Source organism: Streptomyces sp. NPDC079141, from assembly GCF_040686775.1.
In the GTDB taxonomy this organism is placed as follows: Bacteria; Actinomycetota; Actinomycetes; order Streptomycetales; family Streptomycetaceae; genus Streptomyces.
Window position 1 is genome coordinate 255,713 of record NZ_JBFBLP010000013.1, and the last position, 13,085, is coordinate 268,797.

The 13,085-nt window shown below is 72.1% G+C and carries 12 protein-coding genes; 6 read left to right on the top strand and 6 right to left on the bottom strand.

Translation table 11 applies throughout. The features are described 5' to 3' along the window. Positions 1-39 precede the first annotated feature (39 nt). The 3 genes from AB0Q90_RS30255 to AB0Q90_RS30265 are packed head-to-tail and all read right to left on the bottom strand — an operon-like array spanning position 40 to position 3,620. Positions 40-813, bottom strand: coding sequence for a hypothetical protein (locus AB0Q90_RS30255; RefSeq protein WP_363158487.1), 774 nt, complete (start codon positions 811-813; stop codon positions 40-42). Beyond that, complete coding sequence (locus AB0Q90_RS30260) at positions 813-2,078, bottom strand: VWA domain-containing protein (protein WP_363158486.1); 1,266 nt, start codon at positions 2,076-2,078, stop codon at positions 813-815. Before AB0Q90_RS30260 ends, AB0Q90_RS30255 begins: the two co-directional genes overlap by 1 nt. Positions 2,079-2,123: 45 nt before the next feature. Beyond that, a complete protein-coding gene (locus AB0Q90_RS30265; protein WP_363158485.1) occupies positions 2,124-3,620 on the bottom strand; it encodes an IucA/IucC family protein in 1,497 nt (498 codons plus the stop codon). 111 nt (positions 3,621-3,731) lie between these two features. Between AB0Q90_RS30265 and AB0Q90_RS30270 the strand changes: the two genes are divergently transcribed. Genes AB0Q90_RS30270 through AB0Q90_RS30280 form a run of 3 tightly spaced genes read left to right on the top strand, consistent with a single transcriptional unit; the run spans position 3,732 to position 6,408 of the window. Further along, the gene (locus tag AB0Q90_RS30270) at positions 3,732-5,216 is read left to right on the top strand and encodes an IucA/IucC family protein (RefSeq protein ID WP_363158695.1); all 1,485 of its coding nucleotides are present in this window, start codon (positions 3,732-3,734) and stop codon (positions 5,214-5,216) included. Between the two features lie 20 nt (positions 5,217-5,236). Next, positions 5,237-6,142: a HipA family kinase gene (locus AB0Q90_RS30275; protein WP_363158484.1), complete on the top strand. Its 906-nt coding sequence runs from the start codon at positions 5,237-5,239 to the stop codon at positions 6,140-6,142. Continuing rightward, positions 6,139-6,408: a SelT/SelW/SelH family protein gene (locus AB0Q90_RS30280; RefSeq protein ID WP_363158483.1), complete on the top strand. Its 270-nt coding sequence runs from the start codon at positions 6,139-6,141 to the stop codon at positions 6,406-6,408. The genes AB0Q90_RS30275 and AB0Q90_RS30280 overlap by 4 nt, the downstream gene beginning before the upstream one ends. A 4-nt stretch (positions 6,409-6,412) precedes the next feature. On the opposite strand, the gene aceB is transcribed toward AB0Q90_RS30280, so the two are convergent. Further along, on the bottom strand, positions 6,413-8,035 hold the full coding sequence (gene aceB, locus AB0Q90_RS30285; protein WP_363158482.1) for a malate synthase A: 1,623 nt from the start codon (positions 8,033-8,035) through the stop codon (positions 6,413-6,415). 197 nt (positions 8,036-8,232) lie between these two features. After that, entirely contained in the window at positions 8,233-8,832 is a 600-nt protein-coding gene (locus AB0Q90_RS30290) for a nucleotidyltransferase family protein (protein WP_363158481.1), read from the bottom strand. Positions 8,833-9,047: 215 nt separating this feature from the next. Here AB0Q90_RS30290 and AB0Q90_RS30295 point away from each other — a divergent pair, with 215 nt between their 5' ends. Further along, entirely contained in the window at positions 9,048-9,335 is a 288-nt protein-coding gene (locus tag AB0Q90_RS30295; RefSeq protein ID WP_363158480.1) for a DUF5955 family protein, read from the top strand. A 17-nt stretch (positions 9,336-9,352) separates the two neighbouring features. On the opposite strand, the gene AB0Q90_RS30300 is transcribed toward AB0Q90_RS30295, so the two are convergent. Beyond that, the gene (locus AB0Q90_RS30300) at positions 9,353-10,147 is read right to left on the bottom strand and encodes an IclR family transcriptional regulator (protein WP_363158479.1); all 795 of its coding nucleotides are present in this window, start codon (positions 10,145-10,147) and stop codon (positions 9,353-9,355) included. A gap of 272 nt (positions 10,148-10,419) precedes the next feature. Between AB0Q90_RS30300 and allB the strand changes: the two genes are divergently transcribed. Continuing rightward, positions 10,420-11,757 (top strand): allantoinase AllB, encoded by a 1,338-nt coding sequence (gene allB / locus AB0Q90_RS30305; protein ID WP_363158478.1) that lies wholly within the window; start codon positions 10,420-10,422, stop codon positions 11,755-11,757. Between the two features lie 45 nt (positions 11,758-11,802). After that, positions 11,803-12,918 (top strand): allantoicase, encoded by a 1,116-nt coding sequence (gene alc / locus AB0Q90_RS30310; RefSeq protein WP_363158477.1) that lies wholly within the window; start codon positions 11,803-11,805, stop codon positions 12,916-12,918. The last annotated feature ends 167 nt before the right edge of the window (positions 12,919-13,085 follow it).

Here is a 13,085-nt window from a genome sequence, read left to right on the forward strand (position 1 = left end):
CGCGCCGAAGCGCGACGGGCCTTGTCATCACTCAGGGGATCAGACCCCGGGCGGCCGCCCGGAGCCGCGCGTCAGCGCATACCCGCCCACGCCCGCCAGTGCGGCCAGCGCGCCGCCGATCGCGGTCCACACCCAGCGGTCGGACCACCAGCCGGACGCCCAGCCGTCCTCCGGCTCGATGGCCGACAGCACCGCGGAGTCGTCCTCCTCCGCGGACTCCTCCTCGGACTTCATCGCGATGCCCGGCACCAGCGGCTCGGCCAGCGAGCCGTCCACCGCGGCCGGGCCGCCGATGTGCTTGGAGTCGACCCGGATCTCCGCGTCGACCGGCAGGCCCAGGTCGCCGGTGGTCAGGTCGAGCACCGTCAGCCGGACGTAGTACGTGCCCGGCAGCGGGTCGTTCGCCCACGGCTCCGACCAGGCGCGGACCGTGCGCAGCACGCAGGCCAGCTCCACGGAGCCGGCGTCGGCGGCGGCGGTGCGGGTCTGCGCGCCGTACTGGCAGGCCTGGCGGCGCCGCAGTCCGTCGTAGACGTCGATCTGCCAGGTCTCGGCGGCATGCGTCTCGGGCAGCTTCACCTTCGCCGTGACGGTGGGGCGCTGTCCGGCGTCCGCGGGGAACGACCAGTACAGGTAGTCGCCGGCCGAGGCGCTCGCCGTGGCGAGCCCGCCCTGCTCGATCTCCGTGGCCGTACGGAAGGAGGTGCCCGCCTGCGTGGGAACGGCCTCCTTCTCCTCGCCGTCCGCCGCGGCCGGCGCCGCCGCCAGCCCGAGCATCAGCAGTGCCGTGCTCAACGTACGTGTGATCCGCATCAGTTGGTCCTCCAGACCGCGACCCGCCAGCGCGACACCCAGCCCCAGATGAGACCGGCGAGGAAGCCGGTGAGGATCAGCGCGGCGAGCAGCCACCAGCCGCGCCCGAGACCGAACGAGGCAACGTCGCTCGACCCCGACGGGCCGTCCACGACGTCGATCGTCAGCTCCAGCGGCAGACCCGGCGTGGTCTTCACGCCGGAGGCCGCGGAGTAGGAGTGCGTGACCTGGAGGCACACGGACTCGGCCGGGGCCTCCTCGTCGTCCGAGGAGGCCTTCGGGTAGCGCACACCCGTCGAGACCACGTCCGTACGGCCGTTGCCCGCCGCCTCGCCGCGCACGATCTCCCGGCCGTGCACGGTGACCGCCCGCAGCAGCACCCCGTAGGAGGGGTTCACCGCGCGGTCGGCCGCCACGCTCACCGAGGCGCGCAGCTCCTGGCCGGGCTCGACGTCGACCCGGTACCAGCGCTGCTGGCCGAACTCCTCGCGGTCGGTGTACAGGCCGGACTTCAGCTCCGGCGCCTGCGCGCACTGCGTGGCGCCGTCGACCGCCACCGGCGTCACCACCGGGTCGGCCGCCCGGTCCACCAACTGGTTGACCTTGTCGGTGAGTTCCTCGGTGTGCTCGACCGAGGTGAACGTCCCGCCGGTCGCCTCCGCGATACAGCTGAGCTGCTGCCGCATCTTGGTGTTCGGGACCAGGCCGAGGGTGTCGATGGTCAGCCCGATGCCCTTGGCGGCGATCTCCCGGGCGACCTCGCACGGGTCGAGCGGGGCGCAGGTGTCCTCGCCGTCGCTGATCAGCACGATCCGCTTGGAGCCGGTGCCGCCGTCGAGGTCGTCGGCCGCCTTCAGCAGCGCCGGGCCGATCGGCGTCCAGCCGGTGGGCACCAGGGTGGCCACCGCGGTCTTCGCCTCGGTACGGTCCAGCGGGCCGACCGGGTAGAGCTGCGCGGTGTCCTTGCAGCCCGTCTTCTGGTTGTCGCCCGCGTAGTTCGCGCCGAGCGTCCGGATGCCGAGCTGGACCTCCTCCGGTGTCGCGTCGAGCACCTCGTTGAACGCCTGCTTCGCCGCGGCCATCCGGGACCCGCCGTCGATGTCCCGCGCCCGCATGGAGCCGCTGACGTCGAGGACGAGGTTCACCTTCGGCGCGTCCTCGCCCGTGGGTTCGCCGGCGGCCGCTCCGGCCGGGAACGCCAGCCCGGCCGTCAGTGCGGCGAGCAGGGCGCAGGCCCCCGCCGCCAACCGTGTTCTTGTGATCATCGGCGGATCCTATTGATCAGAGGTGTCCCGCTCCAAAACGGCCGGTCACCGCAGGGGGTTGGGCAGCCGCGCCCACTGGTCCCCGGGCGTTCCCGGCGACAGCCGCATCAGCGTGAGCGCCTTCGCGGGCAGCGTCTCCTCGCGCAGCGCGGGCAGGTCCGTGGTGCGCGGGAGATCCCGTACGGCCGTCTCCAGTGCCTCCCGAAGCGCCGCCGCCGACCCCGCCGTACCCGCGAGCGCGCCCGCCACCAAGGACCCGAACAGCTTGCGCCGCAGGGTGGCTTCGTCGTCCGTGACGATCCGTCCGGTCAGCTCGGGCAGCGGGATGCCGTGCCGGGCCAGCCGGGCCGGGCTGATCCGGATGTCGGCGAGATCGCGGTAGACCAGGCGCAGCGGGGTGCCGTCGGCGGACAGCACGACGAGCAGGTTCTGGCCGTGCGCCTCCAGGGCCACGCCCAGCTCCAGCAGCCCGAGGCCGACGGTGAGCGCGAGCCGCGCGAACCGGGCCAGCCAGGCCGGGGAGGAGGGCAGTTCGGTGGTGGTGAGCGCGGCCACCGGCACCACACGCTCTCCCTCGCCCGCGTACTCCTGCGGCGACTCGCGCAGTACGGCCGCCAGATCGGGGGAGTTTGCGGTGGCCGCGCCCAGCGTGCGGGTGAAGTGCAGCAGTCCGTCCGTGCGCCCGGCCAGCGACTCCGCGAACGCCGACAGCCTCGCCGACAGGCCGATCGAGTACACCGAGATGTCCCGCACCGAGGACGTCAGCCGCGCGCTCAGCGCGGTCTTGACGTGCGGCCCGCCGGGCAGGGCGAGGGTGCGCAGGGACATCAGCGGATGCGCGCCGCCCAGCGTCCGCTCGCACGGGCGCTTGAGGACGTGAGTCGCCTGCCACGGATGTATCGGCAGCAACAGCCGTTCGCCGTCCCGCAGTTCGTCCGGCCAGTCGCCGGTCAGCAGGCACTCGTCCGCCGGCACCGGCCACAGCCCCAGCTCCACCACCGGCCGGTGCTCGGGACCGTACGCGAACTGCTCGGCCACCGTGAAGCCGGGCCGGGAACGGCAGTTGGGGTGGTACGGATGGCCGTCGACCACCCGCTGCTCCCACTCCCAGTCCTGCCCGGGCCACTCTTTCGAGCGGTCCGGCTGACCGGCCCGGGACAGCGCCAACGAGGCCACGCTGTGCCCGAGTTCGGCGGCGAAGGCCGTGCCGTGCGGCACCCCGAGGCCGGTCAGCAGCCGCGCCGGATCGTCGTACGCCGAGTCGTCGAGATGGACGGCGGTGACGTACGCGGCGGTCGCGTACGGGTCGGCGTGCGGCCCGTGCAGGCGGCGGCCGTCGGAAAGCCGCAGGGTGAGACCGTCCCGGCCGTCCTCGCGGGCGGCGACCCACGGCAGCGGCTCATGGGCGAGCGCCCGCCACAGCCGGGTCAGCACCGCCGCGCGGGCGCCGGGCAGCTCGGCCGCGTACCGGGACGCGAGACCGGGGCGCACTTCGGCCAGCTCGGCGGCGACCTCGGTCTCTGCGGTGGGGGAACGGTGCACGGTCGGGCTCCTCGGGTACGAGTAGGGCGTCAGGGCGGGCGGGCGACAACAGACATACTGATCGTCTCCGCCCGAACGGCCTGTAGAGAACGAGTGAAACGCGTGGACCTCATGCCCCCGCCCGCCGATGCCGACGCCGCGGCGCCCGACCCCGTCGCGGACCGCGCCGACGCGTACGCGGCAGTGCCGCTGCTCAACTGCCTGCTGCGGGAGGTGGCACAGCCGCTCACCACGGCGGGGGAACACCGGCTGCCCAGCGGCCGTCTGCTGCGCGTACGCGGCGAGCGGCGCCCGGCCGACCCCGAGGTGCACACGGACGGCGGCTGGCGCCGCGTCGGCCACCCCGAACTGGTCAAACTCGTCGTCGAGGAACTGCGTCGCCACACCGGCCTGACCAACCACGAACTGCCCACCGAGATGATCGACAGCCGGGACGCGGTCGCCGCGCTGCTCACCGCACGCGCGCGTGCGATGCCCCCCGAGGACCCGTACCTGCGCTCCGAGCAGGCCCTCCTCACCGGCCATCCCTACCACCCCGCCCCCAAGGCGCGCGGCGGCGGCCCGGTCGCCGGCTGGCTGCCGTACGCGCCCGAGGCGTACGCCCGCTTCCCGCTGGTGCTGCTCGGCGTGCGCGAGGACACGGTCGTCGAGGAGGGCGACACCTCGGCCCTGGACAGCCTCGGCGCGGCGCCGCCCGGCTACCGGCTGCTGCCCGCCCACCCCTGGCAGCTCGGCCTGGTGGACCTTGCGCCCGCCTTCGCCGACGGCCGGCTGGTCCGGCTCGGCACGACCGGCTTCGACGCCTGGCCGACGGCCGCGATCCGCACGCTGTACGCGCCCGAGCGCGATCTGTTCCTGAAGTTCAGCCTCGATGTGCGCATCACCAACGACATCCGCCGGCTGTGGCGCCACGACCTGCTGAAGCTGCGCCGCACCGACGCGGCGGCCGACGCCGCCTTCGCCGCCGGTCCCGCGGCCTGGCTCAGCGACCGCGGCTACCGCACCGCCGGCTTCGCCTTCGAGGAACTCGCCGTCCTGGTCCGGGACGGACTGCGCGGGCACGTCCCGCCCGGCGCGACCCCACTGCTCGCCGCGGGCCTGGTGGAGGGCTTCGCAGGCAGCCCGCTCGCCGCTGCGGCGGACCCGGCGGCCTGGTGGGAGGCGTACCTGGCCACCGTCGTACCGCCCGCCCTGACGGCCTTCGCCGAGCACGGCGTCGTCGTCGAGGCGCATCTGCAGAACACGCTGGTCGCCTTCGACGCCGACGGCATGCCCGTGCGGGCGCTGTTCCGGGACGCCGAGGGTGTGAAGCTGCTGGCGGACGTCGATCGGGCCGCGGGCTGGGAGCGGCTGGTGTACTGCCTGGTGGTGAACCATCTGTGGGAGGTGGCCGCGGCGCTCGCCGAACTCCGGCCCGGCCTCGACCCCTGGCCCGCCGTACGCCGCGAACTGGCCCGCCACGGCCTCCCCGAGGCCGCCGCCCTCCTCACCGCCCCCACTCTCCCCGGCAAGACGAACCTCCTGCTGCGCTGGACCGGCGCGGACGGTGCCGCCGCCCGCTACCTGCCGCTGCCGAACCCCCTGGTCCGTGGCTGACCTGCTTTAGGCTGGCCGGTGTGCTGCGTGAAGTGACTGGTGTGCGATACGTGACCCCCCTGCGGTCCGGCGGCTCCGTGCCCGGAGTCGTCGAGGCCGACGACCTGGGCACATACGTCGTGAAGTTCACCGGCTCCGCGCAGGGCCACAGGGCGTTGGTCGCCGAGGTGATCGTGGGCGAGCTGGCCCGAGCGCTCGGCCTGCGCTTCCCCGAGCTGGTCCTGGTCCACTTCGACCCGACGATCGCCGACACCGAACCGCACCAGGAGGTCCGGGAGCTGCACGCCGCCAGCCACGGCCTCAACCTCGGCATGGACTATCTGCCGGGCGCGAAGGACTTCACCCCGGAGATCGCCAAGGTCTTCCCCGTGGATCCGCTGGAGGCGGGCCGGATCGTCTGGCTCGACGCCCTGACCACGAACGTCGACCGTACGGTCCACAGCTCCAACCTGATGGTCTGGCCGACGTTCGGCACGGCCCCGCCCCGCCTGTGGCTGATCGACCACGGCGCGGCCCTCGTCTTCCACCACCGCTGGGACGGCGCGGACCCCGAGAAGGCCTACGACTTCCGTCACCACGCCCTCGGCCACTACGGCCCCGACGTGCGGGCCGCGGACGCGGAGCTGGCCCCCAAGGTGACGCGCGAACTGCTGCGCTCGGTCGCGGCCTGCGTGCCCGACGCCTGGCTCACGGACTTCGCCACACCGGACGAGGCGCGCGAGGCGTACGTGGATCACCTCCACGCGCGCGTGCGGGCCTCCGCGGCCTGGCTGCCCACCGACTTTCCCACCCGGGAGGAACTCGCCGCCGAGGAGGCCCTTCGGGCGGCGCGGACACAGGAAGGCCGGCCCCAGTGGCTGAAGCGGGTCCCCGACCTGCACGGCAAGCCGGCCGCGGAACAGGATTGGTCGGTGCACCTCGGATGAGTGGCCGCGTCGAGATCGAGTACTGCACCCAGTGCCGCTGGCTTCCCCGCGCGGCCTGGCTGGCACAGGAGCTGCTCACCACCTTCGAGGCGGAGCTGACCGAGCTGGCCCTCAAGCCGGGCAAGGGCGGCGTCTTCGTCGTCCGGGTCGACGACGAGGTGGTCTGGGACCGCCGCGACCAGGGCTTCCCCGAGCCGACGGCGGTGAAGCAGGCCGTACGCGACCGAGTGGCCCCGGGGAGGTCCCTGGGCCACTCGGACAAGTGAGGGCCTAGCCCTCCAGCTGCTCGTACGCCGGCAGCGTCAGGAAGTCCGCGTAGTTCTCGTCCAGCGAGACCTCCAGCAGCAGGTCGTGGGCCTGCTGCCAGTGACCGGCGGCGAAGGCGGCCTCGCCGAGTTCGCTCTTGATGTTCTGGAGCTCCTCGGCGGCGACCTTGCGGGCCAGCTCCGGGGTGGCCTTCTCACCGTTCTCGAACTCGACGCCCGCGTTGATCCACTGCCAGATCTGGGAGCGGGAGATCTCGGCGGTGGCCGCGTCCTCCATGAGGTTGAAGATGGCGACCGCGCCGAGGCCGCGCAGCCAGGCCTCGATGTAACGGATGCCGACCTGGACGGCGTTGACCAGGCCGTGGTACGTCGGCTTGGCGTCCAGGGAGTCGACGGCGATCAGGTCGGCCGCCTCGACGTGGACGTCCTCGCGCAGGCGGTCCTTCTGGTTGGGCTTCTCGCCGAGGACGGCGTCGAAGGAGGCCATGGCGATCGGGACCAGGTCGGGGTGGGCGACCCAGGAGCCGTCGAAACCGTCGTTCGCCTCACGGTCCTTGTCGGCCTTGACCTTCTCGAAGGCGACCTTGTTGACCTCCTCGTCGCGACGCGAGGGGATGAAGGCCGCCATGCCGCCGATCGCGTGCGCGCCGCGCTTGTGGCAGGTGCGCACGAGGAGTTCGGTGTACGCGCGCATGAACGGGGCCGTCATCGTGACCGCGTTGCGGTCCGGCAGGACGAACTTCTGTCCGCCGTCGCGGAAGTTCTTCACGATGGAGAACAGGTAGTCCCAGCGGCCGGCGTTCAACCCGGAGGCGTGGTCGCGGAGTTCGTAGAGGATCTCCTCCATCTCGTACGCGGCCGTGATCGTCTCGATGAGGACGGTGGCGCGGACGGTGCCCTGGGGGATGCCGACGTAGTCCTGGGCGAAGACGAACACGTCGTTCCAGAGGCGGGCCTCCAGGTGCGACTCGGTCTTCGGGAGGTAGAAGTACGGGCCCTTGCCGAGGTCGAGCAGACGCTGGGCGTTGTGGAAGAAGTACAGGCCGAAGTCGACGAAGGCGCCGGGCACGGGCTGCCCGTCGACCTGGAGGTGGCGCTCGCCGAGGTGCCAGCCGCGGGGGCGCATGACGACGGTGGCGAGCTCGTCGTTGGCCTTGAGGGCATAGGACTTGCCGGACTTGGGGTCGGTGAAGTCGATGTTGCGGGTGTAGGCGTCGATCAGGTTGATCTGGCCGAGGACGACGTTCTCCCAGGTCGGGGCGGAGGCGTCCTCGAAGTCGGCGAGCCACACCTTGGCGCCCGAGTTGAGGGCGTTGATGGTCATCTTGCGGTCGGTGGGGCCGGTGATCTCGACGCGGCGGTCGTTCAGGGCCGCGGGGGAGGGGGCCACCTTCCAGGAGTCGTCCGCGCGGATCGCGGCGGTCTCCGGGAGGAAGTCGAGCGTGGAGGTGCGGGCGATCTCGGCGCGGCGCTCCGCACGGCGGGCGAGGAGTTCGTCACGCCGGGGCGTGAACCGGCGGTGCAGCTCGGCCACGAAGGCGAGGGCCGCTTCGGTGAGGACCTCCTCCTGCCGGGGCAGGGGCTCGGCGTCGACGATGGCCAGCGAGGACGGCGCTGGTGCGGACATGAGCTGTCACTTCCTTCAGCGAGCTGCGTGTGCTGTGGCACCGGGTGCCTATGGGCACCAATAGGACGGTGAGCGCCCGCTGTGCGGTCGGACGCTTCTGATCAGTGGATAGTAGTTTCCTCATCGTGGAACTTCAATGGTTTGTTGATGTCGAGATTCTCTGAGTCGAGGCAAGGTGTCGCTCAGTGCCACCTTGCTCACTCAAGGTGGACCAGGTCCTCGGGGCTGTCGATGTCGTAGGGCTGAGCCACGTCCCCGCACTCGACGAGGGTGAGGTCGCGCGCGTGTTCCTTCAGATAAGCGCGGGCGCCTCGGTCTCCGGTCGCGGTCGCCGCGATCCCCGCCCAGTGCGCCGAGCCGAACAGCACGGGATGGCCGCGTACCCCCTCGTAGGCGGCCGAGACCAGGGAGCGCTCGTCCTCGTACGCGGCGAGCACCCGGGCCACCGCCTCGGGCCCGATGCCGGGCTGGTCGACGAGCGAGACGAGCGCGGCCCCGGCGCCCGTCCCGGTGAGCGAGTCGAGCCCGGCCCGTAGCGAGGTGCCCATGCCCTGCTCCCACTCGGGGTTGTCCACGAGGACGCAGTCGCCGAGCTCCGCCCGCTCCCGTACGGCGTCGGCCCGCGCCCCCAGGACCACATGGACCCGGGGGCACCCGGCCGCGCGCAGCACGGACACGGCGTACTCCACCAGCGGCCGTCCCCGGTGTTCCAGCAGTGCCTTGGGCCGCCCGCCGAGCCGTCGCCCGCCGCCGGCGGCCAGGAGCACCCCGACGATCTGCTGTCCGTTCTGAGTCATGCGTCCTGCATACCTGACGCCATGGCGGCGGCACGGTTTCACAGGGCTGAATTTCGGTCCGTACGGTGGCGCGCCCCGTATCGGGTGGCGTTTACTGGCCCGCGTCCCCCGGCGCCCGACCAACGCCACGGGGCGCGAAGCGGGAGCACGACGTGGACGCGCACAACGGCGTGCGCGGGGGGAGAGCTGTGTTGCGGAGCTTGGGGCAGAGGCCGGTGACCGGCAGTGACGAGGACCCGAGGGTGGCGGAACTGCGGACCGCGGTGTCCCGGTTGCGCCGCGAACTCGCCGCGCACCCGGCCGAGTTCCCCGACCGCGGTATCGCCGAGGACGAACTCGCGGCGCTGGCCGCGATGACGATCGGCGGGGCGCCGGAGATTCCCCGGCTGCGCCGGTCGTTACTGCTGATCGCGGGCGCGATCGGATCGGTGAGCGCGCTGTCGCGGGGGCTGGCCCAGGTGCGGGACGCGGTGGAGCTGTTCGGGGAGCCGCGGCAGCGCTGAGGGCGGGTTCGGCCCGGTCAGTGTCCCGAGCTGGCCAGCGCCTCCGACAGCTCCACGGCCACCTGCTGGAGCACCGGCACGATCCGTTCCGTCGCCGTCTCCGTGACCCGGCCGGCCGGGCCCGAGATCGAAATGGCCGCCGCCGTGGGCGAGTTCGGCACCGACACCGCCAGGCAGCGCACGCCGATCTCCTGCTCGTTGTCGTCGACCGCGTAGCCGAGGCGGCGTACGTCAACCAGGGCCGCGAGGAAGCCGTCCGCCGTCGTGATCGTCTTCTCCGTCGCGGCCGGCATACCGGTACGGCCGAGCAGGGCGCGCACCTCGTCGTCCGGGGTGTTGGCCAGCAGGGCCTTGCCGACGCCCGTGGAGTGCGGCAGGACGCGGCGGCCGACCTCGGTGAACATACGCATGGAGTGCTTGGACGGCACCTGCGCCACGTACACGATCTCGTCGCCGTCCAGCAGCGCCATGTTCGCCGTCTCGCCGGTCTCCTCGACCAGGCGCGCCAGATACGGGCGGGCCCAGGTGCCGAGCAGCCGGGACGCGGACTCGCCGAGGCGGATCAGACGCGGGCCGAGGGCGTAGCGCCGGTTGGGCTGCTGGCGGACGTATCCGCAGGCCACCAGCGTGCGCATCAGACGGTGGATGGTGGGCAGCGGCAGCCCGCTGCTCGCGGACAGCTCGCTCAGGCCGACCTCGCCGCCGGCGTCCGCCATCCGCTCCAGCAGGTCGAAGGCGCGCTCCAGTGACTGAACGCCTCCGCCGGCGGAGGACTTGGCGGAGTCGGTGGTGCTGGCGCTGGACGTCGGCACGGCGCGTTCCTTTCGGAGCTGGCGGGAAGGGCAGAAGCCTACCCGGCAGTCGGTTGACTCCCCGCTTGTGCGTAGCTACGTTCTGCCTGTCGGAATTCTAATTCCGCTTTGTGGAAACGTCCAGAGTGGATGCGGGGAGGGTACCCAGAAGAAGTGTGCCCTTGACGGCGCGGGGGCGGGAGTGAAGACTCCTTCAACAGAACGTTGAATTCCGTAACGTGGAAGTTAACCCCGTTACCCGGAAGTAAACGGCGGCAGAGAGAGGGGTTCGGGTGTCCGACGTAGAACTGGTGCTGCGCTCGACGCGGGTCATCACTCCGGAAGGGACGCGGGCCGCCTCGGTCGCGGTCTCCGCCGGGAAGATCTCGGCCGTACTGCCGTACGACGCCGCCGTCGAAGGCGCCCGTGTGGAGGACTTCGGCGACCACGTCCTGCTGCCCGGCCTGGTCGACACCCATGTGCACGTCAACGACCCCGGCCGCACCGAGTGGGAGGGCTTCTGGACCGCCACGCGCGCCGCGGCGGCCGGCGGCATCACCACGCTCGTCGACATGCCGCTGAACTCCCTCCCGCCGACCACGACGGTCGACAACCTCCGTACCAAGAAGGACGTCGCCGCCGACAAGGCGCACATCGACGTCGGCTTCTGGGGCGGCGCGCTGCCCGACAACGTCAAGGACCTGCGCCCGCTGCACGAGGCCGGCGTCTTCGGCTTCAAGGCGTTCCTGTCCCCGTCCGGCGTGGACGAGTTCCCGCACCTGGACCAGGACCGGCTCGCCCAGTCCCTCGCCGAGATCGCCTCCTTCGGCGGCCTGCTGATCGTGCACGCCGAGGACCCGCACCACCTCGACGCCGCCCCCCAGCAGGGCGGCCCGAAGTACGCCGACTTCCTGGCCTCCCGCCCGCGCGACGCCGAGGACACGGCGATCGCCCAGCTCATCGCCCAGGCCAAGCGGCTCGACGCGCGCGTGCATGTGCTGCACCTGTCGTCGAGCGACGCGCTGCCGCTGATCGCCGAGGCCAAGCGGGAAGGCGTGCGGATCACCGTCGAGACCTGCCCGCACTATCTGACGCTGACCGCCGAGGAAGTCCCGGACGGCGCCAGCGAGTTCAAGTGCTGCCCGCCGATCCGCGAGTCCGCCAACCAGGACCTCCTGTGGCAGGCACTCGCCGACGGCACCATCGACTGCGTGGTCACCGACCACTCGCCGTCCACGGCCGACCTCAAGACCGACGACTTCGCGACGGCGTGGGGCGGGATCTCCGGCCTCCAGCTGAGCCTGGCGGCGGTGTGGACGGAGGCGCGGCGGCGCGGTCACGGGCTGGAGGACGTGGTCCGCTGGATGTCCTCGCGTACGGCCGAACTGGTGGGCCTCGACGGGCGCAAGGGCGCCATCGAGGTGGGCCGCGACGCCGACTTCGCCGTCCTCGCGCCCGACGAGACGTTCACTGTCGACCCGGCTGAGCTCCAGCACCGCAACCGGGTCACCGCGTACGCGGGCAAGACCCTGTACGGCGTCGTGAAGTCCACCTGGCTGCGTGGCGAACGCATCGTGGCCGACGGCGAGTTCACCGGGCCGAAGGGCCAACTGCTCACCCGTACCCCCTGATTCCCCCGCACCCGCAGCGGCCGACGACACCCGAAAGGAACCTTCGTGACGGCGATCGAGAGCTTCACCGGCGACGCGAACCCCTACGCAGGGGGCGACCCCTACGCGGACTACCGCACCGCCGACTTCCCCTTCACCCAGTACGCCAACCTCGCCGACCGGCAGCTCGGCGCCGGGGTGATCGCCGCCAACGACGAGTTCTTCGCCCAGCGGGAGAACCTGCTCGTACCCGAGCGTGCCGAATTCGACCCCGAGCACTTCGGGCACAAGGGCAAGATCATGGACGGCTGGGAGACGCGGCGCCGGCGCGGTGCCTCGGCCGGGCACCCGTGGCCGACGGCCGAGGACCACGACTGGGCGCTGGTCCGCCTCGGCGCGCCCGGCGTGATCCGCGGCATCGTCGTGGACACGGCCCACTTCCGTGGCAACTACCCGCAGGCCGTGTCGGTCGAGGGCACGTCGGTGCCGGGCTCCCCGTCGCCGGAGGAGCTGCTGGGCGACGACGTGAAGTGGACGACGCTGGTTCCGCGCACGCCGGTGGGCGGTCACGCGGCGAACGGCTTCGAGGTCTCCGCCGAACAGCGCTTCACGCATCTACGGGTCAACCAGCACCCCGACGGGGGCATTGCGCGGCTGCGGGTGTACGGCGAGGTGGTCCCGGATCCCGAGTGGCTGGCGGTGCTGGGGGCTTTCGACGTGGTCGCACTGGAGAACGGCGGTCAGGTCGAGGACGCCTCCAACCTCTTCTACTCTCCCGCGACGAACACGATCCAGCCGGGGCGCTCCCGGAAGATGGACGACGGCTGGGAGACGCGTCGCCGCCGGGACCAGGGCAACGACTGGATCCGTTACCGCCTGGCGGCCCAGTCCCAGATCCGTGCGATCGAGATCGACACGGCGTATCTGAAGGGCAACAGCGCGGGGTGGGCGTCGGTGTCGGTGAAGGACGGCGAGGACGGCGACTGGCGCGAAGTCCTGCCGCGCACCCGCCTCCAGCCCGACACCAACCACCGCTTCGTCCTCCCGACACCGGCGGTGGGCACCCACGCGCGCGTGGACATCTACCCCGACGGCGGAATCTCCCGCCTGCGGTTGTTCGGCTCCCTCACGGAGAAGGGCACGACGACCCTGCGGACGCGACACCAGGAGCTGGGCGGCTGACTTGGGTGGCGGCGGGTGTGGTTTTCGCCCCCGCCGCCCCTACCCATTCCCGTCCCCTGGGGGCTGCCGCCCCCAGACCCCACGCCGGAGGGGCTGAATTCAGCCCCTCCGGCGTTTGAGGAGCGGGGGTCCAGGGGGCGGAGCCCCCTGGGGGGGGGTGGGAGGGG

Excerpts from the sequence above, each read along its gene's own strand:
- AB0Q90_RS30260 (WP_363158486.1), bottom strand. The coding sequence starts at position 2,078 with ATGATCACAAGAACACGGTTGGCGGCGGGGGCCTGCGCCCTGCTCGCC.
- AB0Q90_RS30290 (WP_363158481.1), bottom strand. The coding sequence starts at position 8,832 with ATGACTCAGAACGGACAGCAGATCGTCGGGGTGCTCCTGGCCGCCGGC.
- AB0Q90_RS30270 (WP_363158695.1), top strand. The coding sequence starts at position 3,732 with ATGCCCCCGCCCGCCGATGCCGACGCCGCGGCGCCCGACCCCGTCGCG.
- AB0Q90_RS30255 (WP_363158487.1), bottom strand. The coding sequence starts at position 813 with ATGCGGATCACACGTACGTTGAGCACGGCACTGCTGATGCTCGGGCTG.
- AB0Q90_RS30280 (WP_363158483.1), top strand. The coding sequence starts at position 6,139 with ATGAGTGGCCGCGTCGAGATCGAGTACTGCACCCAGTGCCGCTGGCTT.
- aceB (WP_363158482.1), bottom strand. The coding sequence starts at position 8,035 with ATGTCCGCACCAGCGCCGTCCTCGCTGGCCATCGTCGACGCCGAGCCC.